We start from the raw sequence: 24,597 nt of genomic DNA on the forward strand, positions 1-24,597 counted from the left end.
GGACCTGGCTCCAAAAACGAAAAAGCCGCACAGGACGGGTGCCTGTGCGGCTTCGCAAGTTCAGGCGGGCGCGAGGCGCCAGCCCGTGAGGCAAACGCTTAACGCGACATCATGAGTGCGCCGACGTTGTGCATGACCCAGATGGTGCCGAAGATCAGGAACGCGGCGGCCAGCACCGTGTACGCGAGCGACAGCACGTTCCAGCCCTGCCCCGGTGACGTGTTCAGATGCAGGAAGAACACGAGGTGCACGACCACCTGCACGAAGGCAAGCACCGCGATCACGATCATGGCCGTGGTGGCATCGAGCGTGCCGTGCAGGACAATGCCGAATGCGCCCGCGGTAAGCAGCACCGAAAGAATGAAGCCCGCCACATAGCTGCCGAGGCTGCCGTGCGACTCTGCATGAGATTGAGCCATTTAGAGCACGCTCCCCAGATAGACAAAAGAAAACACGCAGATCCACACCACGTCGAGAAAGTGCCAGAAGAGGCTCAGGCACGTGAGGCGGCGGATCTCCTGCTCGCCCAGCTGCCGCGCGCGAACCACCTGGATCATCATCACGAGCATCCACATCAGGCCGAAGAACACGTGCAGGCCGTGCGTGGCGACAAGCGTGAAGAACGACGAAAGGAACGCGCTGCGCTGCGGGCCCGCGCCTTCTGCGATCAGGTGCGAAAATTCGCGCAGTTCGAGCACGAGGAACGACGCGCCCAGAATGAAGGTGACGGCGAGCCAGCCGAGCACCATGCCGTTCTTGCGCTGGTGCGCGCCGATCATCGCGAAGCCGTACGTGATGCTCGAAAGCAGCAGCACGGCCGTTTCGAGCGCCACGCCCGGAATGTCGAACAGGTCCTTGCCCGTGGGGCCGCCCGCGAACTGGTGGCCCAGCACGCCGAACGTGGCGAACAGCGCCGCGAACAGCAGGCAGTCAGTCATCAGGTAGACCCAAAAGCCGAATACCGAGTGCGACTGTGGGTGATCGTGGTGAGCGAGTTCGGCAAAGGTTGCCGCATTGGTTTTCTGTGACATCAGACTGCCTCCTCGGCGACCAGGTCACGCTTGGGCACGGCGGCGCCGGTGCCAAAGCGGCGTTCTTCGATCTCGCGGACCTTCGCGGCCGGAATGTAATAACCGTCGTTGTTGCCGAAGCTCTTGAGGATGACCGTCAGCGCGACGCCAACGAACCCGAGCACCGCAAGCCACGTGATGTGCCACACTGCCGCGAAACCCAGCACGAGGCTGAAGATGCCGATGAAGAAGCCCGCCGACGTGTTCGACGGCATGTGGATGTCGCTATATTTCGCGACGAGCCCCGGACCGCGGCCCGCTTCCTTCATGTGTGCGAAGGCGTCGATGTCGTCCACGTGCGGAATGACCGCGAAGTTATAGACCGCCGGCGGCGACGACGTTGCCCATTCGAGCGTGCGGCCGTCCCACGGGTCGCCCGTCACGTCCTTGCATTCGGCCTTGTTGCGGTTGACGAAGGCCATGACCCAGAGCAGGACCTGGAACACGATGCCGAGCGCGATGATCGCTGAGCCGATCGCGGCGACGATGAAGTACGGATGCCATTCGGGCACGTCGTAGTGGTTGGTGCGGCGCGTTGCGCCCATGAAACCGAGCACGTAGAGGGGCACGAAGGCCACGTAGAAGCCGACGAACCAGCACCAGAACGACGCCTTGCCGAGCTTTTCGCTGGGCTTCAGACCGAACACCTTCGGGAACCAGTACTGCAGGCCCGCGAGGTAACCGAACACCACGCCGCCGATAATCGCGTTGTGGAAGTGAGCGATCAGGAAGAGCGAGTTGTGGAGCACGAAGTCCGCACCCGGAATCGCGAGCATCACGCCGGTCATGCCGGCGATCGAGAACGTCACCATGAAGCCGATGGTCCAGAGCACGGGCGCGGTGAAGTGCACACGGCCGCGATACATCGTGAACAGCCAGTTGAAGATCTTCACGCCGGTGGGAATGGCGATGATCATCGTCGCGATACCGAAGAACGCGTTGACGTCCGCGCCCGAACCCATCGTGAAGAAGTGGTGCGCCCACACGAGGAACGCCAGCACCATGATCGCGCACGAGGCGTACACCATCGTCTTGTAGCCGAACAGCGGCTTCTTGCAGAACGTGGCCATCACCTCCGAATAGATGCCGAACGCAGGCAGCACGAGGATGTACACCTCGGGGTGGCCCCACGCCCAGATCAGGTTCAGATACAGCATGGCGTTGCCGCCAAGCTCGTTCGTGAAGAAGTGCGTGCCGACGTAGCGGTCGAGGCCGAGCAGCGCCACCGCGATCGTGAGGATCGGGAACGTGGCCATGATGAGCACGTTCGAGCACAGCGCCGTCCACGTGAACACGGGCATCTTCATGAGCGTCATGCCGGGCGCGCGCATCTTGATGATCGTGACGAAGAAGTTCACGGCCGTGATCAACGTGCCGACACCGGAGAGCTGGACCGACCAGATGTAGTAGTCCACCCCCACGTCTGGACTGAACTGCAATTCGGAGAGCGGCGGATACGCGAGCCAGCCCACCTTCGCAAACTCGCCGATCACGAGCGAGAGGTTGATGAGGATCGCGCTGATCGCCGTCATCCAGAACGAAAGCGAGTTCAGGAACGGGAACGCCACGTCGCGCGCGCCGATCTGCAGGGGCACGACGAGGTTGAAGAAACCGACCATGAGCGCCATCGCCATGAAGAAGATCATGATGACGCCGTGCGCGGTGAAGATCTGGTCGAAGTGATGTGGCGGCAGGTAGCCGGGCGAATCGAACGCCATGGCCTGCTGGATACGCATCATGACCGCGTCGGCGAAGCCGCGCACGAGCATGAGCACCGCCACGATCATGTACATCACGCCGATGCGTTTGTGGTCCACACTCGTGAGCCACTCGGTCCAGATGTACTTCCACTTGCCGGTCACGGTGACGAGACCGAGCACGCCGACGACGATCAGCGCCATGAACGCCGCCGCGCCCATAATGATGGGCTGATCGAACGGGATCGCCTCTAATGTGAGTTTTCCGAACATGCTGCTTACCCCTTGGTCACGCAGGACGGGTCGAAATTCGTGACGTGCCCGTTGTTGTACTTCGCGATGATGTTATTGAAGAGCTTCGGGTCGACGGTCGAGAAGTACTGCACCGGCGCTTTCTCCTGCGGCTTCGCAACCGTGGCGTACTCGTCCATCGAAAGCTGGGTGGACGACGTCTTCACCTTCTGCACCCACGCGTCGAAGTCCTGCTGGCTCGTGGCGAGCGTGCGGAACTTCATGTCCGAGAAACCCTTGCCACTGTAGTTGGACGAGAGCCCGTCGAAATCGCCCGCTTCGTCGGCGATCAGGTGCAGACGCGTTTGCATGCCCGCCATGGCGTAGACCTGGGTGCCCAGCTGCGGGATGAAGAATGAGTTCATCACCGAGTCCGACGTGATGCGGAAGTTGACCGGCGTGCCCACCGGCACGGCGAGCTGGTTCACCGAGGCAATGCCGAGGTCGGGGTAGATGAAGAGCCACTTCCAGTCGAGCGCGACGACCTCGACGTTGATGGGCTTCACGCTCGACTCCAGCGGCTTGTACGGGTCGAGTTCGTGCGAGGTGCGCCACGTGAGGATGGCGAGGAACAGGATGATTGCGGCCGGAATGGCCCAGACCACCACTTCGATCGCCGTGGAGTGAGCCCACTTCGGCGCGTAGGTCGCGTTGCGGTTCGAGGCGCGATAGCGCCACGCGAACAGGAGTGTCAGGATGATGACGGGCACCACGACCAGCAGCATGGCCCATGTGGCCGTGAGGATGAGCGACTTCTCGGCCGCGCCCACGCTGCCCTTCGGGTCCAGCACGGCGAAATTGCCGCTGCACCCCGCAAGAGAAACGAGCAGCCCGCTGCCGAGGGGGATTAACCACCTTTTAAAGGCTTTTCTGTCTTTCATGTTTGCCTGTTCTTCCGTTGTCCACCAAAACTCGTAACACCCAACACATTTGCATCGCAAATTCGCCACGCAAAATGCACCCGTATCGTATTCAGCGCGATTCTACGGAAAGCAACAATCTCAAAATTTGATCTTTGCTAAGTATTAGCTAGCGGGACAAAGCTCGCCCAGGCAAGCGCGACGGAAAGCCGCAATTATCTTTCCAATAGCTTTCATCAAGAAAACGCTCATTGCACGGAGGTTTCAGCGTGAAGGCCTACACGCGCTCAAGCAAGAAAGAGGACCAACGACGCGCACGTCCCAATCGAAGAATGATCAGAAAATTTTCCAATTCATTCGAATTTAGACATTATTTTTATCTCGCTTTAATCTCAGGCCAAGCCGGTATTCAGATCTAAATGATCAATTCGCGCGTCAATCATTTTTCGCACCGAAATTAATTGACCGGAATCAAATAGCTGAATGTCAAATGATCTGACGTGCGCATTTGACGCATGTCATGCCACGCCGCACTATCGATGTTGACGCGGGCGCGCTGCCCCGAAAGTTTGCGCCCGCCTCGCCTTCGCCGCCTTCGCCGCTTGTTGGCGAAACCGATCGCTTGGGTTATCTTGATAGGTTCTTCAAGTGCCGCAGCAAGATCGAACGCCACGCCCATGAATTCTGCTTCCAGTGCCTCGCCAGACCGCTCCGCCGACCAGCAGGAGATTCCCGAAAAACCGGGCGACTCCTATGTGCAGTCGTTCGCGCGCGGGCTTTCGGTGATCCGCGCGTTCAACGCCGAGCATCCCGAGCAGACCCTCACCGACGTCGCCGCCGCCACGGGCCTCACGCGCGCCGGGGCGCGCCGCATTCTGCTCACGCTGCAGACGCTCGGCTACGTCGAAGCCGAGGGGCGGCTCTTTCGCCTCACCCCGCGCATTCTCGACCTGGGCTTCGCGTACCTCACGTCGATGCCGTTCTGGAATCTCGCCGAGCCGGTAATGGAAGAGCTGTCGCAGGAAGTGCACGAGAGCTGCTCGGCCGCCGTGCTCGACCGCACCGAAATCGTCTATGTGCTGCGCGTGCCCACGCACAAGATCATGACGATCAACCTCTCGATCGGCAGCCGCCTGCCCGCGTACTGCACCTCCATGGGGCGCGTGCTGCTGGCCTCGCTCGACGACGCCTCGCTCGACGAAACGCTCGGCTCCTCACCGCTCTATGCGCATACGGGGCGCACGGTCACCGACGTCGGCGAACTCAAGAAGATCATCGCTCAGGTGCGCCAGCAGGGCTGGGCCATCGTCGATCAGGAACTGGAAGGCGGCCTCATCTCGATCTCCGCGCCTATCCGCAACCGGCAGGGCCGTGTGATCGCCGCGATGAACATCAGCGGCAACGCGCAGCGCACGTCGGCCAAACAGATGGTGAAGACCTTCCTCGATCCGCTTCAGCAAGCCGCGGCGCGTGTGTCCGGCATGGTCGCGCGGCGCACGTAAAGACAACTGATAGCAACCGGGTGCGACTGGGCAAACCGCCCCGGCGCGCTCGAGCCATTTCAGGCAACCTCGGCAAACACCTGCACGAGCCAGTCGGCGAAAGCGCGCACGCGCAGCGACAACTGGCGGTTCTGCGGGTACAGCACCGAGACCGGCAAGGGCGGCGGCGGATGCGCCGGCAGCACGACGCACAGCTCGCCGTTGGCGAGCAGTTCGCGCACGCGGTAGCGCGGCACCTGCGCGATGCCGAGCCCCGCTAGCGCGCCGGCCGCGTAGAGTTCCGCGCCGTTGACGGCCACCGGGCCCGGCAGCGTCACGCGGGCAATGCCGTCAGCGGTCGTGAATTCAAGCGGAAGCGCGCGGCCCGTGGCAGGCGAAACATAGTTCACGGCCCGATGGCCGGGCCGGCCCGGATTGTCCGTGTGCGTACCGGCGAGCGCCTCGATCGACTCGGGGTCGCCGTGCCGTTCCAGATACGCGGGGCTCGCGCAGGTCACCTGCTCCAGCAGCGCCACACGCCGCGCGATCATCGAGGAGTCGGTCAGCTCGCCCGCGCGCAGCACGCAATCCACGCCCTCGCGCACGAGATCGACGAAGTGGTCGCCCGAGCCGATGAAGAGCTCGACGCGCGGATAGCGCGCGAGAAAGTCGGGCAGGCGCGGCATCACGAAATACTGCGTGAGCGTGCCCTGCATGTTCACGCGCAAGCGCCCCTGCGGATCGGTGTCGCGAAACGCCTCCTCGGTTTCCTCGAGGTCGGCGAGCAACCGCATGCAGCGCTGGTAGTAGGCGTCGCCGTCGAGCGTCGGCTTGACCTGGCGCGTGGTGCGTTCGAGCAGACGCACGCCGAGGCGCGCTTCGAGACGCTTGATCGAGTTGGTGACCGTCGCGCGCGGCAGGTTCAGATCCTCGGCCGCCTGTGTGAAGCTGCGGCGGTCGACGATGCGCGTGAAAATCTGCATCTCCTGGAAACGGTCCAAGGGCATTCTCGTTGAGTTCTCGGGTCGCCTGCATCTTCTCATGGCAACCGCGCCCAACCAAAAATCCCCCGGCCCGTTCGAGTCTTTAAGCGGCTGTTAAGCGACGCTCAATGACGGCGCCGCGACTATCCGGCCGCCACCTGCCGCACGAGCTTGACGAATGCCCCGCCCGCCTCCTCCAGGTGCCCCGAATTGTCGATGCGCGCGAACGCGACGCCCGACGGCACCTCGAACGGCGCGCGCCGCGCGAGACGCAACGCGACCTGCTCGGGCGTTTCGCGCGCCCGGGATGCGAGGCGCGCGGCCAGCACGTGCTGCGCGGCTTCGATGTGCACGAGCGTCATGCGCGGGTAGCGCTCGAACGCCTCGCCCGCGTAGGCGCGCGAACCGTTCACCACGACGGTGCAGCCAAGCGCCATCCATTGGTCGATCTCCACGCCCACGCCGTAGCGCAGCGCGTGGCTGCGCCATTGCAATGCGAAGAGGCAGCGCTGCGAACGCGCCTCGAATTCGGCCTCGGTGAGCGCGATGTGGTTCTCGCCACCGCTGTCTTCGCGCGTGATGTAGCGATGCGCGAAGACGACGTCTTCGCCGGACAGGCGCTCGCGCGCGTAACGCAGCAGCGTGTCCTTGCCCGCGCCCGAAGGCCCCATCACGTAGATCAGGCCGCCCTTCATGCACGAGCCCCCGCGAACGGCAAGCGGCGCCACAACGCGAACGGCGCGCCCGGCCCGGGCTCGACGAAGAGCGCCGCGCCTTCCACCGGCAGCGGGTTGGCGTCGTGCATCTGCGTGTTCCAGGCATCGACGAGTTGCGCGCACGTTTGCGCGTCGTTCAGCGAATCGGATAGCGTCATGTGAAAGCGGAATTCTTCGAACACGTACGGATAGCCCCATGTTTCGACGTAAGCGCGCTGACGCTGCGTGAGCGGCGCGTCCAGGCGCTTCGCGAGTTCGGCGGGCGTTTGCGGGGCGCGCAGCGAGCCGAGCGCGCGCAGTGCGTTGGCGGCCAGTTCTCGCAGCGCGGTTTCGCCGGCATCGTCGGCGGGGCGCAGCGCCACGAAGCGGCCGAGCAGCGCCGCCTCGACACTGGCTTCGAAGCGCGCCTGCCCCTGCGCCCACTGCTGCGCGGCGACCAGGAGCGCCGCGGGCGTCACGCCCGGCGCGAGACGGAACGGCGGCACGAGGGTGCCGTGCCAGCCATAGCGGCGTGGCGCGACCGTGAGCGTTTCCAGCGGCTGCGGCTGGCCGGCGAGCCACGGCGGCGGCGCGAGGGTGTCGCCCGTCTCCGGATCGCGGCCAAGCCACGCGCAGCCCGCGTGCCACCACACCGATTCGCGCGGCGGCGCATAGTAAAGCGCGAAGCGCGTGGCTTCGTTCCCGTCTTCGTGCAGCACGCTCATAGGTCGTGCTCCACCATTAGCTGCACGCGGTCGGCGGCGAAGTGCGTGATGCCGTACTTGATCGGCACGCCTTCGAGATCGACGTCGACGTTTTCCACCCACAGCACCGGCTGCTGCCGGTTGATGTTCAGGCGCCGCGCCACCTCGGCCTCGGGCAGCACGCTGCCGATACGGCTCCACTTGCGCAGATAGTCGGTCACGCCGTATTCGGCGAGGGCCTTCGAGGTGCTGTCGACGCGCTCCATGACCACGGGCAGATCGGCGAAGCGCGCGGCGGGATACCAGCTGCGCGCGTAAGTGAGCGGCACGCCGTCCGACTCGTGCAGCGTTTCGAGCCGGTAGACGAGCGCGCCCGCGCGGAGGCCGAGCGCCTTGGCGACCGTGGGGTCGGCCTTGCCACGCGACGACGCGAGCAGCTTGCCCGCCGCCGAATGCTGATGGCGCTTCAGGTTCTCGGTAAAGCGCGTGCGCTTGCCGATGGTGTAGTCGATCGCGCCGGGCTGCACGAAGGTGCCGCGCCCCTGCTCCACGCTCACGAGCCCCAACGCCGCGAGGCCCAGCATCGCGCGCCGCACCGTGTGGCGGTTCACGTCGAAGCGGCGCGCAAGCTCGCCCTCGCTAGGCAGCCGGCCGTCTTCGCCGAAACCCTTCGCCGCAATCTCCGCTGCGAGGATCTGCTCGATCTGCCGCCACACCGCCACACCCGCGCCGCGCTCAAGCAGGCTGGACGGCGCCTCGTCGTTCGATGTCATGGTGCTGTCATTCCTCTCGGTTCCAATAGCGTTTTGTGCATTGTAGTGCGCAGGGCGTGATGTAAATATGAAAACCTTCATTGCGCCCGGACTGGATGACTGTACCACTAAACGTCTAGACGTTTAGATGAATAGATGGTTCAATTGAGGTCCAGACAAGGCGGTTCGAAAAGCGCAGTTGCCATGTCCGTTCTCCCCCGTTCACGACACAGGAACTCCGATGAACGCTTCCTCCACCCCATCCTCCACGCCGGCGACCCGGCGCGCATGGATGGCCGTTCTCGCGCACACCCCACGCGCCGAGCTTGAAGCGGCGCTGAGCGTCGCACTCGACGGTGCGCCCGAGCCCGCTTTCGACTGGCTGCGTCTGCCACAAACCGGACTGGCCATGGTCCGCGGGCGCATTGGCGGCACCGGCGACGCCTTCAACCTCGGCGAAGCGACCGTCACGCGCGCCACGCTGCGCCTGCGCGCCTCGGGCACCGAAGGCGGCGACGCAGGCCAGCCCGGCCCGGTCGGCGTGGCCTGCCATCTGGGCCGCGACAAACGCCGCGCCGAGCTGGCCGCGCTCGCCGATGCGCTGCTGCAACTCCCCGCGCGCCACGACCAGTTGCATGCCCGCCTGATCGAGCCGCTTGCCGCGCGTCTCGCCGCACAGCGCGACGCGCGCCGCGCCGACGCCGCCAGCACGCGGGTCGAGTTCTTCACGATGGTTCGAGGTGACGCATGAGCGACCAACGCAATGCCATGACGCCCGATTTGCTCGCGGCGCTCGCGCCCGGCTTCGGCGATCCGGTTCACGACACGCAGACGGTGTTCCGCACGCTGCTCGACGCGCTCGCGCGCCCCGGCACGATCGGCGTGATCGAAACGCCGCTGCCGGCGGCCACGGCGGCGGATGCGCCCCCCGCGCGCGCCCGCCTCGCCGCCTTCGCCTCGCTGCTCGCACTCGCAGACTACGCCACGCCGGTATGGCTCGCCCAGCCCGACGCCGCACTCGCGGCCGCGCTGCGCTTTCACGCAGGCGCGCCGCTTGCACAGCAAGCGCGCGAAGCCGCGTTCGCCTATGTGCACGACGCCGCCGCCCTGCCGCCGCTCGACGCCTTCGCGAGCGGCACGCCCGAGTCGCCGGAGCAGTCGGCCACGGTATTCGTGCGTGTCGATTCGCTCGCCGGCGGCGCACCGCTCACGCTGCGCGGCCCCGGCATCGAAACGACCTGCAGCATCGCGCCCGTCGGCCTGCCCGAGCGCTTCTGGCGCGAACGCGCCGCCCTCGCGCCGCACTTCCCGTGCGGCATCGACTTCTATCTCGTGTGCGGCGACCGCCTGATGGGCCTGCCGCGCACCACTCTCGTGGAGATGCGCTGATGTACGTCGCCGTCAAAGGGGGAGAGCGCGCGATCGAAGCGTCGTGGCGTCTGCTCGACGAGGCGCGCCGCGGCGATACGCGCGTGCCCGAGCTGAGCGTCGCGCAGATCCGCGAACAGATGCGTCTGGCCGTGGCGCGTGTGATGGCCGAAGGTTCGGTCTACGACGAAGAACTTGCTGCGCTCGCGATCAAGCAGGCCGCAGGCGATCTCGTCGAAGCGATCTTTCTGCTGCGCGCCTATCGCACCACGCTGCCGCGTTTTGGTTACACGCAGCCGGTCGAAACGGAAAACATGGTGGTGGAGCGCCGCATTTCCGCCACCTTCAAGGACGTGCCCGGCGGCCAGGTGCTCGGTGCGACCTACGATTACACGCAGCGCCTGCTCGACTTCGCGCTGCTGGCCGAAGGCGACGACGCCGCGAGCGCCACGCCCCCGGCGCCGCGAGCAACCCCGCCCGTAGAAGCGATGCCGCGCGTGGTCTCCCTGCTCGACAAGGAAGGCCTGATCGAGCAGGAAACGCGCTCGCCGCAGGCGCGCGAGCCCGGCGACCTCTCGCGCGAGCCGCTCGCGTTCCCCGCCGATCGCACGGTGCGCCTGCAAAATCTCGCACGCGGAGACGAAGGCTTCCTGCTCGCGATGGGCTATGCCACGCAGCGCGGCTACGCGCATTCGCACCCGTTCGCGGGCGAGATCCGCTTTGGTTCGGTCTGCGTAGAAATGATGCTGGACGAACTCGACGAAGCCGTGGAAATCGGCGAGATCGACTTGACCGAGTGCCAGATGATCAACCAGTTCGCGGGCGCGAAAGACGTGCCGCCGCAATTCACGCAAGGCTACGGTCTCGCGTTCGGCCACGCGGAGCGCAAGGCCATGGCGATGGCGCTGGTGGACCGCGCGCTGCGAGCCGAGGAGCTGGGAGAGACGATCGCCTCGCCGACTCAGGACATCGAATTCATGCTCTCGCACAGCGACAACGTGGAAGCCTCGGGCTTCGTTCAACACCTGAAGCTGCCGCACTACGTAGACTTCCAGGCCGAGCTGGAACTCGTGCGCAAGCTGCGCGCGCAGCACGAAAACGGCACCGACGCTGATGCCGATGCGCAAAACAAGGAGGCCGCATGAACGCGCCCGATACCTTGCAATCCACCGCAGCCGAAGTTGCATCGCACGAAACGCAGGCCGTCTCGGGCTATAACTTCGCGTACCTCGACGAGCAGACCAAGCGCATGCTGCGCCGCGCGCTCCTCAAGGCCGTGGCCGTGCCGGGCTACCAGGTACCGTTCGCCTCGCGCGAAATGCCGCTGCCGTATGGCTGGGGCACGGGCGGCATTCAGGTGACGGCGGCGATCATCGGCACGAAGGACACGCTCAAGGTGATCGATCAGGGCTCGGACGACACCACGAACGCCGTCAACATCCGCCGTTTTTTCGCACGCACCACGGGTGTGGCCACCACGCGCCGCACGAGCGAGGCGTCGATCGTCCAGACGCGGCACCGCATTCCCGAAACGCCGCTCACGGACAAACAGATCCTCGTGTACCAGGTGCCGATGCCCGAGCCGCTGTTCCGGCTCGAGCCGCGCGTGGCCGAATGCAAGAAGCTCCATGCACTGGCCGACTATGGCCTCATCAGCGTGAAGCTTTATGAGGACATCGTGCAGCACGGCAGCATCGCCACGACGTACGACTACCCGGTGACCGTGAACGGCCGTTATCTCACGTCGCCCTCGCCGATTCCGAAGTTCGACAACCCCAAGCTGCATATGAACGCCGCGCTGCAGTTGTTCGGCGCTGGCCGCGAGCGCCGCATCTACGCGATTCCGCCGTACACGCCGGTGAAGAGCCTCGACTTCGACGACCATCCGTTCGAAGTGCAGCGCTGGGAGCATGCGTGCGCCTTGTGCGGCTCGCGCGAGAGCTTCCTCGACGAGATGATCGTCGACGACGCAGGCAAACGCATGTTCGTCTGCTCGGACAGCGACTACTGTCACGACCGCCGCGAACAGATCGATGCGCACGCAACGAATGAAGCAGGAGAGAAAGCATGACGCCGCTGCTAAGCGCAAGATCGCTCACGAAGCAGTACGGCGGCCGCAACGGCTGCCGCGACGTGAGCTTCGACCTGTATCCCGGCGAGGTGCTGTGTATCGTCGGCGAATCGGGCTCGGGCAAGACCACGCTGCTCAACACGCTCGCGCTGCGCACCGAATCCGACTCGGGCGCGCTGCACTACACGAGCGCGAACGGCGAAACGCTCGACCTGCGCACGCTTTCCGAGCCGCGCCGGCGCCTGCTTGCGCGCACCGAATGGGGCTTCGTGCAGCAGAATCCGCGCGACGGGCTGCGTGTGGGCGTCTCGGCCGGAGCCAATATCGGCGAGCCGCTGATGGCCGTGGGCGCGCGCCATTACGGGCAAATCCGCAACACGGCGCAGCACTGGATGCAGCGCGTGGAGCTGGACGCGATGCGCATCGACGAATTGCCCTCGGCGTTTTCGGGCGGCATGCAGCAGCGCCTGCAAATCGCGCGCAATCTCGTCACGGGCCCGCGCCTCGTCTTCATGGACGAGCCCACGGCAGGTCTCGACGTGTCCGTGCAGGCGCGCCTGCTCGACCTGCTGCGCACGCTCACGACCAACCTGCATCTTTCGGTGCTGATCGTCACGCACGACATAGGCGTGGCGCGGCTGCTCGCGCATCGCTTGATGGTGATGCAAGGCGGCACGGTGGTCGAATCGGGCCTGACCGACCAGGTGCTGGACGACCCGCAACACCCCTATACGCAGACACTGGTGGCATCCGTGCTGCCGGTCTAGGATGAAAGACATGACTCTGAACTCATCACCGGGCACGCGAGCGTTCCTCGAAAGACCGGCGCTCATGCTGCGCGCCGAAGACGTACGCAAGACCTTCACGCTGCACGGCCAGGGCGGCATCGGCATCGAAGCGCTCGCGGGCGTTTCGCTCGACGTGGAGCGCGGCGAATGCATCGTGCTGGTCGGACCCTCGGGCGCGGGCAAGAGCACTTTCCTGCGCTGCCTGTACGGCAACTATCTCGCAAGCGGCGGCTCGATTGCGATCCGCGACGAGGGCGCGCCGCTCGAGCATCTGGAGATCACGGGCGCGGCGCCCCACGACATCCTGCGCCTGCGCCGCAACGTGGTGGGCTATGTGAGCCAGTTTCTGCGCGTGATTCCGCGCGTGAGCGCGCTCGACATCGTGGCCGCGCCGCTCATTTCGCGCGGCGTGGAGGAAAATGAAGCACGCGAGCGCGCGCAAACTCTGCTGGCACGCCTGAATGTGCCGCAGCGCCTCTGGCCGCTCGCGCCCGCCACGTTTTCGGGCGGCGAGCAGCAACGCGTGAACATCGCGCGGGGCCTGATCGCACAGCATCGCGTGCTCTTGCTGGACGAACCCACGGCCTCGCTCGACGCGGAAAACCGCGAAGTCGTCGCGAGCCTGATTGGCGAGGCGCGCGAGCGCGGCGCAGCGATCGTCGGTGTATTCCACGACGAGGACACGCGCGAGCGCATCGCCACACGCGTACTCGAACTCAGCGCGCCGCGCGCGCAAGCGCCGCTCAGCGCCGCAGCCTGAATCCCGCCTGAACGGCGCAAACCGATATCTGATACGGAGCCTGACGATGTTGATCAAGAACGCTCGCATCGTGACGCGAGACGACGTTTTCACCGGCACGCTAAGCGTGGAAGACGGCAAGATCCGCGACATCTCGCGCGGCTCGACCGCCGCGCCCGAAGCCGAAGACTGGGAAGGCGACTTCCTGCTGCCCGGTCTCGTCGAACTGCACACCGACAACCTGGAAAAGCACCTCGCGCCGCGCCCCGGCGTGCACTGGAACACCGACGCCGCATTCGTCATTCACGACGCGCAGATCGCCGCCGCCGGCATCACCACGGTATTCGACGCGCTGGCCATCGGCACGCGCCTGGCCGTGGGCGTGCGCGGCCGCGACGTGCAGCTCGCTAGCGCCCATGCGCTCAAGCGTTTTTCCGAGCGCAACCTGCTGCGCGCCGAGCACTTCCTGCACTTGCGCTGCGAAATCGCCACCGAAGACGTGATCGAGCTGTTCGACACGCTCAGCGACCACCCGCTGCTGCGCCTCGCCTCGGTGATGGACCACACGCCGGGCCAGCGCCAGTGGCACGACCGCGAGCAATGGCGCCGCTTCCAGGAGCGCCACGGCAAGTGGACCGACGAGCAGACGAACACCATGCTCGCCGACATGGCCACCGAGCAGGAGCGCTACGCCGACGCGCACCGCCTCGAAATCGTGCAGCGCTGCCGCGCGCGCGGCATCCCGCTCGCGAGCCACGACGACACTCTCGTGGAGCACGTCGAGCAGGCCGCCGCCGAAGGCATCGTGCTCGCCGAATTCCCGACCACGCGCGTGGCCGCCGAGGAAGCGAAAAAGCGCGGCATCGCGACGATCATGGGCGCGCCGAACGTGGTGCGCGGCGGCTCGCACTCGGGCAACGTCTCGGCGCTGGAGCTGGCGCAGGCCGGTTTGCTCGACATCCTCTCGTCCGACTACGTGCCGTCGAGTCTCCTGACCGCCGCGTTCGACCTCGTGACCAAGGCCGACTGGACGCTGCCGCGCGCGCTCGCCACGGTCTCGTGGGAACCCGCCAGCAAGTCGGGCCTGCACGACCGCGGCGCGATCGAGCCGGGCCTGCGCGCGGACTTCGTGCGGGTGACGATGCTCGATTCGCTGCCCGTGCCGCGCGCGACGTGGCGCGCGGGCGTGCGCGTGGTCTGACGTCATCCACGCGGTGCAGCCTGTGTTTGCTGCACCGCGACAAAAGCGGCGCGCTGTCTGGCCCCATTCGGGCCGAAAGCCAGCGGCGCGCCGTCGATTCGATTTCAATTTCCCTTCATACCGTTGACGATGCCGCGAACGCGCGGCATTGCATTCTTCTGACTGTTGCGGCGGAGCATCGCGCAGCCCGCCCCAAGCCCCCCGCAACGGCCTATCCCCGCTGACCTGCGCGCCTTGCCCGACAAGGCTTTGCGTTAAATCGTACAAGCGCACGGGCGTACACTTACCGGCTCCCTTTCCCGCTATCCGGTATTACACTAGCGACGCAGCAATTTTGACCTGGTAAGCTTGCGCGCGCTTCGCTGGCCGCAGGCTGGCGGGTCCAACAATAATCCGGCGTGAGCCGCGCCGGAAAATGCGCCATGGCGGCACAACCGCACGCGGCGCGCCCTGAACCATCTCGAGGAGTACCCATAGTGAAGAAACTGCTTGCCACCCTCACGGTTGCCCTGCTCGCCGTCTCGGCCGGCGTCGCCCATGCGAAGGACTGGTCCACCGTGCGTTTCGGCGTTGACGCCAGCTACGCACCGTTCGAATCCAAAGCACCCGATGGCAAGCTGGTCGGCTTCGACATCGACCTCGGCAACGAAATCTGCAAGCGCCTGAACGCCAAGTGCGTGTGGGTCGAGCAAGACTTCGACGGCATGATCCCGGGCCTGAAGGCCAAGAAGTTCGACGGCGTGCTCTCGTCGATGACGATCACCCCGCAGCGCGAGCAGCAGATCGCCTTCTCGGCGAAGCTGTTCAACACGCCGACGCGTCTCGTCGCCAAGAAGGGCTCGAGCCTCGCCCCGACGGCTGACTCGCTCAAGGGCAAGTCGGTTGGCGTCGAGCAAGGCACGATCCAGGAAACCTACGCGAAGGAAAACTGGGCGCCGAAGGGCGTGAACGTCGTTCCTTACCAGAACCAGGACCAGGTCTACGCCGACCTGATCTCGGGCCGTCTGGACGCCGCGCTGCAGGATGAAGTGCAAGCGGATCTGGGCTTCCTGAAGACGCCGCGCGGCGCTGGCTTCCAGTTCGCCGGCAAGGAAATCCCGACGGGCGCCGCCGCGATCGGCCTGCGCAAGGACGACGCCGACCTGAAGGGCAAGATCGACAAGGCTATCGCCGACATGATCAAGGACGGCACGTACAAGAAGATCGAAGCCAAGTACTTCGACTTCGACGTGTACGGCGGCTAAGCACCGCATCGCGCCGGCGCTGCATCACGGCGCGCGGAGCCCGGGCTTCTGCCCGGGCTTTTTCTTTTCCGGAATTTTATTTCGGATTCCCTATTTTCTGACGATGCCGCAGGCGCGCGCTGGCGCGCCGGTTCCGGCTGCGCGTCGAATCGGCTAAGATCGGGCTACGGCCCCAGCGTGTTCCTGCCGGGCCATCGTTCACTCCAACACCTTGCGCCTCGCGCACCCATCATGCAAACCCGAAACCACCCGTTGATCGCGCCCGCCCTCGGTACCGCGCGGGAACTTGCCAGTTTCCACTACGGCAAGGCCGGCGGCCCCAAGGTCTACATTCAGTCCTCGCTGCACGCCGACGAACTGCCGGGCATGCTCGTCTCGTGGGCGCTGCGCCGCAAGCTCGCGGAGCTGGAAGCTGCGGGCCGCCTTCGCGGCGAGATCGTGATCGTGCCGGTGCCCAACCCCGTGGGTCTGAATCAGCACTGGCTCGGGCATATGATCGGCCGCTTCGAGTCGAATACGGCGCAGAACTTCAACCGCAATTTCCACGAGCTCACCGCGCTCGTGCTGCCCAGCATCGAGGCGAGTCTCGGGCCCGACGAAGCCGCGAACCGCACCGCGATCCGCGCCGCCATGGGCGAAGCACTGGCCGCGCAGAAGCCGAAAACCGAACTCGATTCGATGCGGCTCGCGCTCCAGCGCCTTTCGTATGACGCCGACATCGTGCTGGACCTGCATTGCGACTGGGAAGCCGCCATGCACATCTACACGAACCCCGAACTGTGGCCCGAAGTCGAGCCGCTCGCGCGCTATCTCGACGCCAAGGCGTCGCTCCTCGCGCTCAACTCGATCGGCAATCCGTTCGACGAGATTCACAGTTTCTGCTGGTCGGAGCTGCGCGAGCACTTCGGCACGCGCTTCCCCATTCCGTACGGCTCGATTTCGGTGACGGTCGAGCTGCGCGGCCAGCGCGACGTTTCGCACGAACTCGCCGAGCACGACGCCCAGGCCATCGTCGACTATCTGATCGGGCGCGGCGTCATCGAAGGCACGGCCGCGCCGCTGCCGCCACTCGCCCATGCGGCCACGCCGCTCGCGGGCACGGAGCCGATCGTGGCCCCTGCCAGCGGCGTGCTCGTGTTTCGCGTGGATTGCGGCACGTGGGTGGAGCGCGGCGCGGCAATTGCCGATGTCATCGACCCGCTCGCCGACACCGTGACCACGCTGCACGCGGGCGTGAGCGGCGTGATGTACGCACGCCATAGCGCGCGCTTCGCCACGGCCGGCATGGAAGTCGCACGCATTGCCGGCGAAAAGCCGATTCGCAGCGGCTCGCTTCTCTCGCTGTAACAGCAACGCCTTACCCAAAAAGGCTCGCATCATGGATGCAAGCCTTTTTTCATGAGCGTTTTCCGCTATTTCGATTATTTCGGGTAACTAATTTTTCACTTCCGTGAATCGAGGGCAATCAGCCATGTAAAGCGCGCATTGATCGGCCGTTAATGCGCTTTTGAGATAAATCAAACTCAGCCTGAAGCCAGATTCAAAAGATCCATTAACCCGGCAAATAGAAGAAAGCTTAGAAAAAAATCTTATAAGGCCGATTGCCGCAGTCCAGCCTTTCAAATTGACAGGAAAATTGCCCGCAAAGCCAATAACGGCGGGCTTCGGGCACCGTTCTCCGCGGGTGCAACCCGTGTGTCGCATCCACACAACAGAATGGCGACATTTTCCCTACAAAGCCTTACTGTCACATTCCTTTCGTTATCGACCCTTAAATTGCAGCCCGTCACATTGACCGGCCCATAAGAGGCCGGAGTCGTCATCTCTTCCTTTACCCGGAGAAACAGTTGAAAAAGAAAATTCTGACCACCGCTATTCTGGCCTCGATCGCAGGCGTTGCCCACGCACAAAGCAGCGTGACGCTGTACGGCGTGATCGACGCGGGTGTGAACTACATCAGCAACGTGAAGAACTCGAACGGAACGAACGGCAGCTCGCATCAGGTTTCGTACGGTGACGGCGTGGCGCAGGGCAGCCGTTGGGGCCTGCGCGGCACGGAAGACCTGGGCGGCGGCCTGAAGGCGATCTTCGTGCTCGAAAACGGCTTCAACAGCGGTAACGGCACGGCAGGCCAGGGCGGCGCGATGTTCGGCCGTCAAGCATTCGTCGGTCTGACGCAGTCGAACATCGGTTCGCTGACGTTCGGCCGTCAATACTCGCTCAGCACGGACGTTCTCGGCTCGCAGTACTCGACCGGTGGCAACACGGTTTCGGGTAACTGGGCATACCACTTCAACGACGTCGACCAGCTGACCTCGAGCCGCATCAACAACGCGGTCAAGTTCCAGAGCGTGAACTTCTCGGGCTTCACGTTCGGCGCGTTGTACGGCTTCTCGAACTCGACCTCGTTCGCCGGCGCACCGGCAACGGGCACGACGGCCAACCCGATCGCCGGCTCGTCGCGCGCGTACAGCTTCGGCGCGAACTACGGCTACGGCCCGTTCAGCATCGGCGCTGCCTACACGAACCTCACGTACCCGGGCCAGACCACGCCGTCGACGTCGACCACGATCTCCAACGTTGCACAAGGCACGCTGCGCGACCTGCGCTCGTACGGTGTGGGTGCCCGTTACATCGTCGGCCCGGCAACGCTGTGGGCCCTGTGGACCAACACGCTGCTCTCGCCGATCGCCGGTTCGTCGACGCTCTACAACGCGTACGAAGCAGGCGGCAAGTACGCCTTCACGCCGGCTCTCTCGGCTGCGCTCGGCTACACGTACTCGCGCACCTCGGGCAGCCAGACGGCTCACTGGAACCAGGTCAACGCATCGGTTGACTACGCGCTCAGCAAGCGCACCGACGTCTACGGCCTCGTGTCGTACCAGGACGCGTCGGGCACGCTCGCGAACGGCCAGAAGGTTCAGGCGCAGATCGGCGACTCGGGCTCGAACATTTTCCAGCCGTCGGGCACGGGTTCGCAGGATCAAGTCGCGGTTCGCGTCGGTATCCGCCACAAGTTCTAAGCAGCGTAACTTACGCAACAGCGGCAGCCGGCGACTCATAGCGCCGGCTCTGCTCGGCGCGCCGCAGCTCACGCTGCGCGCCGCGCCTTACCGGACGGGGCATCCCTTGGGATGCCCCGCTTTTTTTTGGTTCATCGCAGTCGATGCGCAACGCCCTTCGTCACGCCTTCTTGACGAATTCCGATTTGAGGCTCATGGCGCCGAAGCCGTCGATCTTGCAATCGATATCGTGGTCGCTGTCCACCAGCCGGATATTTTTCACTTTGGTGCCCATCTTGATCACGCCACCCGAACCCTTGAGTTTCAGGTCCTTGACGACCGTGACGGTATCGCCGTCCTGAAGGACATTGCCGGCCGAATCGCGATACACCCTGCCCGCTGTTTCGGCCGGCGCGGTGGCTTGCGCCGACCATTCATGCGCACACTCCGGGCAGATGTAGACGCTCCCATCTTCGTAGGTGAACCCGGAATTGCATTTCGGACAGCGTGGCAGTGCGCTCATGGAGAATCCCTTGTGCCGACGGGGGCATTAAAAGCGCGCAAGTATAGCGGCTCCGGCAGGCGGCCCAACCTGCCATGCGTCCGGCCTGCGACGTTATGTCCGCCGCGACCCCGCCCTGGCCCCGCTTCTGGTACGCTGCGCTCTCTCACCTCGCAGCGATCGAACCGATGGAACTCCCTTTCAACGAAGCCGCCGTCTCGGTCACGCGCAACGCGCTTTCCGCAGCCGGCCAGGTCTTCCCCATGCGCGACATCGAGGACGTGCGTATCGTCATCGGGCGACGGAGCCGCGTCGTGCCGATCGCGATTAGCCTGCTCGGCGCCGCCGGCGCTGTCGTGGGCGGCGTGCTCGGCTCGGCCACCGGTCTCGCGTGCGGCGTGATGGTGATCGTGGTGGGCTGGCTCGCGTGGCTTTGGCAGGAAGCCGTGCACCGGCTCTATGTCGTGACGGGCGGCGAATCGCGCGAGGCGGTCACGAGCCTCGACCCGGCATTCCTCGAACGCGTGCAAGAAGCGGTGCGCACCGCCAAGACCGCGCAAGCGGCGCAGGCCGAGGGCGGCGCGACGCGGCCCGCAGCACCCTGATAGCGCCCGAAGCACTGCCGGCAGCACTGCGGACGCTCGCCCCTCACTCCATCTCGATCGACTTCACGTGCCAGATATCGCGGGCGTATTCCGCGATCGCACGGTCCGAAGAGAATTTCCCCATCCCCGCCACGTTTTCGATCGCGCTCGCGGTCCATGCCGGCACGTCCATGAAGCGCTGGTCGGCGGCGTCCTGGGCCTCGATGAAGGCCGAGTAGTCGGCCAGCACGAGGTAGTGGTCGCCCCAGTCCACGAGCGTGTGGAAGATGTCCGTGTAGCGTGCCGAATCGTGCGGTGAAAAGAAGCCCGTGCGGATCTGGTCGAGCGCGCGGCGCAACTCGGCGTTTTCCTCGTAGACCTGGCGCGGCCGGTAGCCCGCGCAACGCAGCTGGTCGACCTGATCGGACGTGTGCCCGAAGATGAAGATGTTGTCCTGCCCCACGGCCTCGCCGATCTCGATGTTCGCGCCGTCGAGCGTGCCCATGGTGAGCGCGCCGTTGAGCGCGAGCTTCATGTTGCCGGTGCCCGACGCTTCGGTGCCCGCTGTCGAGATCTGCTCGGAAAGGTCCGCCGCGGGAATCAGCACCTCGGCCACGCTCACGCCGTAGTTCGGCACGAACACCACCTTGAGCCGATCGCCCACCACGGGATCGTTGTTGATCTTCGCGGCCACGTCGTTGATGAGGTGGATGATCATCTTCGCCATTCGGTACGCCGACGCGGCCTTGCCCGCGAACAGCACGACGCGCGGTACCCAGTCGCGCTCCGGCGCTTCGAGAATGCGGTTGTAGCGCGTGATCACGTGCAGCACGTTGAGCAACTGGCGCTTGTACTCGTGAATGCGCTTGACCTGCATGTCGAACAGCGCATCGGGATTGAAGACGATGCCCGTGCGCTCCAGGGCGCGATGTGCGAGGCGCACCTTGTTGCTGCGCTTGGCCGCGCGGAAGGCGGCTTCGAACGACGCGTCGCCGCGCAGCTTGCGCAGCGCGCCCAGCTCGAAGAGATCGCTGCGCCAGCGCGGCCCGATCGCTTCGTCCACGAGGCGCGCGAGCGGCGGGCTCGCCTGCGCGAGCCAGCGGCGCGGCGTGATGCCGTTGGTCACGTTCGTGAAGCGGTCGGGAAAGAGGCGCGCAAAGTCGGCGAAGATATCGCGCGTCATCAGTTGCGAATGCAACTTCGAGACGCCGTTCACCTTGTGGCTCGCCACGATCGCAAGATAGGCCATGCGCACGCGGCGCTGGCCGTATTCGTCCACGAGCGAGATGCGGCGGATCAGGTCGAGGTCGTGCGCGCCGCGGTCGCTCGCTTCGCGCAGGAACGCCGCGTTGATGTCGAAGATGATTTCGAGGTGGCGCGGCAAGAGGCGTGCCAATAGTTCGATGTCCCAGGTTTCCAGCGCTTCGGGCATCAGCGTGTGGTTGGTGTACGAGAACACGCGGCGCACGTGACCCATCGCCTCGTCCCATGGCAGATGATGCACGTCCACGAGCAGGCGAATCAGCTCGGGAATGGCCAGCACCGGGTGCGTGTCGTTCAGGTGCACCGCGACCTTTTCGGAGAAGCGCCCGAACGTGCTGTGCGTGCGCAGATAGCGGCGAATCAGGTCCTGCATCGTCGCGGAGACGAAAAAGTATTCCTGGCGCAGACGCAACTCGCGCCCGGCCATCGTCGAGTCGTCGGGATAGAGCAGCCGCGAGACGTTCTCGGAGATGTTGCGCGCTTCCACCGCGCGCTGATAGTCGCCCTGGTTGAACGCCGAGAGGTCGAGTTCCTCATCCGCGCGCGCGGACCACAGCCGCAGCGTGTTGGTCGCGCTGGTGTCGTAGCCGGGAATGACCGTGTCGTAGGCCATGGCGTTGACATGCTGCGTGTCGACCCATTCGACATGGCCGTTGCTCTGCATGGTGCGCCCGCCAAAGCGCACCGGATACTGGACCTCGGGCCGCGGGAATTCCCAGGGATTGCCGTAGCGCAGCCAGTAGTCGGGCGCCTCGACCTGCTCGCCGTTCACGATCTGCTGGCGGAACATGCCGTAGTCGTAGCGAATGCCATAGCCGAAGCCCGGAATGCCGAGCGTCGCCATCGAATCGAGGAAGCACGCCGCGAGCCGGCCGAGACCGCCGTTGCCGAGCGCGGCGTCGGGCTCGTAGTCGAGCACCGTGTCCATGTCGACGCCCACGCTCGCCAGCGCCTCTTTCATCTGGTCGCGTATGCCGAGCGCGATCAGCGCGTTCGAGAACGTGCGGCCGATGAGAAATTCCATCGACAGGTAATAGACGCGTTTGACGTCCTGGTCGTACTGGCGGCGGGTGGTGATCATCCAGCGCTCGACGAGCCGGTCGCGCACGGCAAGCACCGCGGCGTGCAGCCAGTCTTGCGGACGGGCCGTCACGGCGTCCTTGCCGACACCGTACATCAGGCGATTGGAGAGGGAACGGCGCAGCGCTTCGACGCTGCTTTGCAACTGATCGAACTCGAGACCGATGGCTGTCATCGACGACTCCTGTCGAGTGCACCTGGCGCTTTAGCTGTCGGCCGGAGTTAGTGCTTTAGCACTGACTCCGGCCCCACGCAGAGCGCTTGGTGCAGTCCCACGCAAAGCGCTGGAAATGGCGGCGCGCCCATAAAAGGTGCAGGGCGCGCGGTTGTTCTGGGCCTGCGCCGCGCGCGGCGGAACGGGACGATGACGCATCGGCGCAGCGGCGCAAAAGGCCGGCACCGCTCGCCAGCGAGCGCAGATCAATTTGCAGAGTAGTGCATTTTCAAATGGCGTGCGGCGGCGCGCCAACCGGGCGCGGAGCGCGGCCGCCAGCCGCGCGGAACCCGCCGGCCGCCTCGATCCCTTGCCATGCGGACGGTTGCGCGCGCGCAGCGCGGCGCCATGCCTGCGCATGACGGGCTTGGCGGTTAGTTGCGATATGCCGGCGCATGATGCGCGATCGAGTGCGTCACCCAAACCCTTACAGTCACCCCACGCCCTGGAGTGTCTCCTGCAGAACCGGACGGGCTCTGTAACAATCGCAAAATTCGTCCGCTCGGCCCGCGCCGCAGCCTTCATCGTCCATCCGCCCGAGACTGTCTTGTCCGAAACCTTTTCCGCGGCGCGCGAAACCCGCAATACGCTCAATACCGAGCCACCCGACGCGCCCATGTCCGCGAAGAACCGCCGCGCCATGGGCGCGGTGATGCTCGCCGTTGCGCTCGCGACGCTCGACACCGCCATCGCCAACACCGCGCTGCCCGCCATCGCCACCGACCTGCACGCGGCCCCCGCCGCCTCGGTGTGGATCATCAACGCGTACCAGCTCGCAATGGTCGCCACCTTGCTGCCGCTCGCCGCGCTCGGCGACATCATCGGCCACCGGCGCATCTATATCAGTGGCCTCGCGATCTTCACGGTCGCTTCGCTCGCCTGCGCGCTCGCGCCCACGCTCACCGCGCTCGCCGGAGCACGCGTGCTGCAGGGGCTCGGCGCGAGCGCCATCATGAGCGTGAACACGGCGCTGATCCGCTTTCTTTACCCGCCGCACCGGCTCGGGCGCGGGCTCGGCACGAACGCGCTGATCGTAGGCGTTTCGTTCGCCGTGGGTCCGACCATGGCCTCGCTGATCCTCTCCGCGGGCACCTGGCCATGGCTCTTCGCGATCAACGTGCCGCTCGGCGTGCTCGCACTCGTGTTCGCGCTGCCCGCGCTGCCGCAGACGGCGCGCGGCAAGCACGCCTTCGACCCAGTCGCGGCGGTGCTCAATGTCATCACGTTCGCGGCGCTGATCTTCGCGCTCGGCGAGGCCGCGCAGCGCGCGCCAGGCATGGAAGTGGGCATTGCGGCTGTCGTGGCGCTGGTATTCGGCGCACTGCTGATCCGGCGCGAGGCCGGGCATCCCGCGCCCATGCTGCCCGTGGATCTGTTCCGCCGGCCGGTTTTCGCGCTTTCGTCGGTCACCGCGATCTGCTCGTTCGCGGCGCAGGGCCTCGCGTTCGTCTCACTGCCGTTCTATTTCGAAACCGTGCTGATGCGCAGCCAGGTGGAGACCGGCTTCCTGATGACGCCCTGGCCCGTGGTCGTGGCCGCCGCGGCGCCCATTGCGGGGCGCCTCTCCGACCGCTATCCGCCGGGCCTGCTCGGTGCGATCGGGCTCGCCATTCTCTCGGCCGGCATGGCGTCGCTGGCGCTGCTGCCCGCGCACCCCACGGTGACGGACATCGTCGTGCGCATGGCGATCTGCGGCGCGGGCTTCGGCTTTTTCCAGTCGCCCAACCTGCGGGCGATCATGGCGAGCGCGCCGCCCGAGCGCAGCGGCGGTGCGAGCGGCACCATCGCGGTCTCGCGTCTGCTCGGACAGACCACGGGCGCGGCGCTGGTGGCGCTGTGCTTCGGGATCGTGGGCCGGCACGGCCCGACGCTCGCCCTGAGCCTTGGCTGTGCCTTTGCGGGCGCGGCGGCCATTGCGAGCGGGCTGCGGCTGTTCGCACCGTCGCACCGGGCGGTGCAGCGCGGCTGATGCCGGCAGTGCGAGTGGATGCGGTCTGAGGCCAAGGCA

The 24,597-nt window shown here is 65.4% G+C and carries 24 protein-coding genes; 13 read left to right on the plus strand and 11 right to left on the minus strand.

Annotated elements, in window-relative coordinates:
* Positions 1–98 precede the first annotated feature (98 nt).
* From cyoD to A3CW_RS0105570, 5 genes are all read right to left on the minus strand, one after another.
* Entirely contained in the window at positions 99–419 is a 321-nt protein-coding gene (gene cyoD / locus A3CW_RS0105550) for a cytochrome o ubiquinol oxidase subunit IV (protein ID WP_028202668.1), read from the minus strand.
* Positions 420–1,031 (minus strand): cytochrome o ubiquinol oxidase subunit III, encoded by a 612-nt coding sequence (gene cyoC / locus A3CW_RS0105555; RefSeq protein WP_028202669.1) that lies wholly within the window; start codon positions 1,029–1,031, stop codon positions 420–422.
* Positions 1,031–3,040, minus strand: a complete 2,010-nt coding sequence (cyoB, locus tag A3CW_RS0105560; RefSeq protein ID WP_028202670.1) for a cytochrome o ubiquinol oxidase subunit I — start codon at positions 3,038–3,040, stop codon at positions 1,031–1,033. The genes cyoC and cyoB overlap by 1 nt, the downstream gene beginning before the upstream one ends.
* A gap of 5 nt (positions 3,041–3,045) precedes the next feature.
* Positions 3,046–3,939, minus strand: a complete 894-nt coding sequence (gene cyoA / locus A3CW_RS0105565; protein WP_035512391.1) for a ubiquinol oxidase subunit II — start codon at positions 3,937–3,939, stop codon at positions 3,046–3,048.
* A gap of 436 nt (positions 3,940–4,375) precedes the next feature.
* Positions 4,376–4,597, minus strand: a complete 222-nt coding sequence (locus A3CW_RS0105570) for a hypothetical protein (RefSeq protein WP_028202672.1) — start codon at positions 4,595–4,597, stop codon at positions 4,376–4,378.
* Here A3CW_RS0105570 and A3CW_RS0105575 point away from each other — a divergent pair.
* Entirely contained in the window at positions 4,596–5,420 is an 825-nt protein-coding gene (locus A3CW_RS0105575) for an IclR family transcriptional regulator (protein ID WP_035512392.1), read from the plus strand. The genes A3CW_RS0105570 and A3CW_RS0105575 overlap by 2 nt on opposite strands.
* Positions 5,421–5,479: 59 nt before the next feature.
* On the opposite strand, the gene A3CW_RS0105580 is transcribed toward A3CW_RS0105575, so the two are convergent.
* From A3CW_RS0105580 to phnF, 4 genes are all read right to left on the minus strand, one after another.
* The gene (locus A3CW_RS0105580; protein WP_028202674.1) at positions 5,480–6,400 is read right to left on the minus strand and encodes a LysR family transcriptional regulator; all 921 of its coding nucleotides are present in this window, start codon (positions 6,398–6,400) and stop codon (positions 5,480–5,482) included.
* A gap of 125 nt (positions 6,401–6,525) precedes the next feature.
* Positions 6,526–7,077, minus strand: coding sequence for a phosphonate metabolism protein/1,5-bisphosphokinase (PRPP-forming) PhnN (phnN, locus tag A3CW_RS0105585; RefSeq protein ID WP_028202675.1), 552 nt, complete (start codon positions 7,075–7,077; stop codon positions 6,526–6,528).
* The gene (locus A3CW_RS0105590; RefSeq protein ID WP_028202676.1) at positions 7,074–7,802 is read right to left on the minus strand and encodes a DUF1045 domain-containing protein; all 729 of its coding nucleotides are present in this window, start codon (positions 7,800–7,802) and stop codon (positions 7,074–7,076) included. The genes phnN and A3CW_RS0105590 overlap by 4 nt, the downstream gene beginning before the upstream one ends.
* Positions 7,799–8,554 (minus strand): phosphonate metabolism transcriptional regulator PhnF, encoded by a 756-nt coding sequence (gene phnF, locus A3CW_RS0105595; protein WP_028202677.1) that lies wholly within the window; start codon positions 8,552–8,554, stop codon positions 7,799–7,801. Before phnF ends, A3CW_RS0105590 begins: the two co-directional genes overlap by 4 nt.
* Before the next feature lie 220 nt (positions 8,555–8,774).
* On the opposite strand from phnF, the gene phnG reads away from it, so the two are divergent.
* The 10 genes from phnG to A3CW_RS0105645 all read left to right on the plus strand — a co-directional run bounded on the left by phnG (position 8,775) and on the right by A3CW_RS0105645 (position 18,967).
* Positions 8,775–9,284: a phosphonate C-P lyase system protein PhnG gene (gene phnG / locus A3CW_RS0105600; protein WP_028202678.1), complete on the plus strand. Its 510-nt coding sequence runs from the start codon at positions 8,775–8,777 to the stop codon at positions 9,282–9,284.
* On the plus strand, positions 9,281–9,922 hold the full coding sequence (gene phnH / locus A3CW_RS0105605) for a phosphonate C-P lyase system protein PhnH (protein ID WP_028202679.1): 642 nt from the start codon (positions 9,281–9,283) through the stop codon (positions 9,920–9,922). Before phnG ends, phnH begins: the two co-directional genes overlap by 4 nt.
* Complete coding sequence (locus tag A3CW_RS0105610) at positions 9,922–11,046, plus strand: carbon-phosphorus lyase complex subunit PhnI (RefSeq protein WP_028202680.1); 1,125 nt, start codon at positions 9,922–9,924, stop codon at positions 11,044–11,046. Before phnH ends, A3CW_RS0105610 begins: the two co-directional genes overlap by 1 nt.
* Positions 11,043–11,972 (plus strand): alpha-D-ribose 1-methylphosphonate 5-phosphate C-P-lyase PhnJ, encoded by a 930-nt coding sequence (locus tag A3CW_RS0105615; protein WP_028202681.1) that lies wholly within the window; start codon positions 11,043–11,045, stop codon positions 11,970–11,972. The genes A3CW_RS0105610 and A3CW_RS0105615 overlap by 4 nt, the downstream gene beginning before the upstream one ends.
* A complete protein-coding gene (phnK, locus tag A3CW_RS0105620; RefSeq protein WP_028202682.1) occupies positions 11,969–12,739 on the plus strand; it encodes a phosphonate C-P lyase system protein PhnK in 771 nt (256 codons plus the stop codon). Before A3CW_RS0105615 ends, phnK begins: the two co-directional genes overlap by 4 nt.
* A gap of 10 nt (positions 12,740–12,749) precedes the next feature.
* Positions 12,750–13,520, plus strand: a complete 771-nt coding sequence (gene phnL, locus A3CW_RS0105625) for a phosphonate C-P lyase system protein PhnL (protein ID WP_211254044.1) — start codon at positions 12,750–12,752, stop codon at positions 13,518–13,520.
* Positions 13,521–13,566: 46 nt separating this feature from the next.
* Entirely contained in the window at positions 13,567–14,700 is a 1,134-nt protein-coding gene (locus A3CW_RS0105630; RefSeq protein ID WP_028202684.1) for an alpha-D-ribose 1-methylphosphonate 5-triphosphate diphosphatase, read from the plus strand.
* A gap of 476 nt (positions 14,701–15,176) precedes the next feature.
* The gene (locus A3CW_RS0105635; RefSeq protein ID WP_028202685.1) at positions 15,177–15,944 is read left to right on the plus strand and encodes an ABC transporter substrate-binding protein; all 768 of its coding nucleotides are present in this window, start codon (positions 15,177–15,179) and stop codon (positions 15,942–15,944) included.
* Positions 15,945–16,175: 231 nt separating this feature from the next.
* Complete coding sequence (locus A3CW_RS0105640; RefSeq protein ID WP_028202686.1) at positions 16,176–17,291, plus strand: succinylglutamate desuccinylase/aspartoacylase family protein; 1,116 nt, start codon at positions 16,176–16,178, stop codon at positions 17,289–17,291.
* 500 nt (positions 17,292–17,791) lie between these two features.
* Positions 17,792–18,967, plus strand: a complete 1,176-nt coding sequence (locus A3CW_RS0105645; RefSeq protein ID WP_028202687.1) for a porin — start codon at positions 17,792–17,794, stop codon at positions 18,965–18,967.
* Between the two features lie 160 nt (positions 18,968–19,127).
* Here A3CW_RS0105645 and A3CW_RS0105650 read toward each other — a convergent pair whose 3' ends face one another.
* Entirely contained in the window at positions 19,128–19,469 is a 342-nt protein-coding gene (locus A3CW_RS0105650; RefSeq protein WP_028202688.1) for a zinc ribbon domain-containing protein YjdM, read from the minus strand.
* A 167-nt stretch (positions 19,470–19,636) separates the two neighbouring features.
* On the opposite strand from A3CW_RS0105650, the gene A3CW_RS0105655 reads away from it, so the two are divergent.
* Positions 19,637–20,053, plus strand: a complete 417-nt coding sequence (locus tag A3CW_RS0105655; RefSeq protein ID WP_028202689.1) for a DUF6232 family protein — start codon at positions 19,637–19,639, stop codon at positions 20,051–20,053.
* Positions 20,054–20,096: 43 nt separating this feature from the next.
* Here the strand turns inward: A3CW_RS0105655 and A3CW_RS0105660 are convergent, their stop codons facing one another.
* Entirely contained in the window at positions 20,097–22,550 is a 2,454-nt protein-coding gene (locus A3CW_RS0105660; protein WP_028202690.1) for a glycogen/starch/alpha-glucan phosphorylase, read from the minus strand.
* A 655-nt stretch (positions 22,551–23,205) separates the two neighbouring features.
* Between A3CW_RS0105660 and A3CW_RS0105665 the strand changes: the two genes are divergently transcribed.
* Positions 23,206–24,558 carry an MFS transporter gene (locus A3CW_RS0105665; protein WP_028202691.1) on the plus strand — a complete coding sequence of 451 codons (1,353 nt, stop codon included), beginning with the start codon at positions 23,206–23,208 and terminating at the stop codon, positions 24,556–24,558.
* Positions 24,559–24,597: the final 39 nt, after the last annotated feature.

This window comes from Paraburkholderia nodosa DSM 21604 (genome assembly GCF_000519185.1).
GTDB classification, from domain to species: domain Bacteria; phylum Pseudomonadota; class Gammaproteobacteria; order Burkholderiales; family Burkholderiaceae; genus Paraburkholderia; species Paraburkholderia nodosa.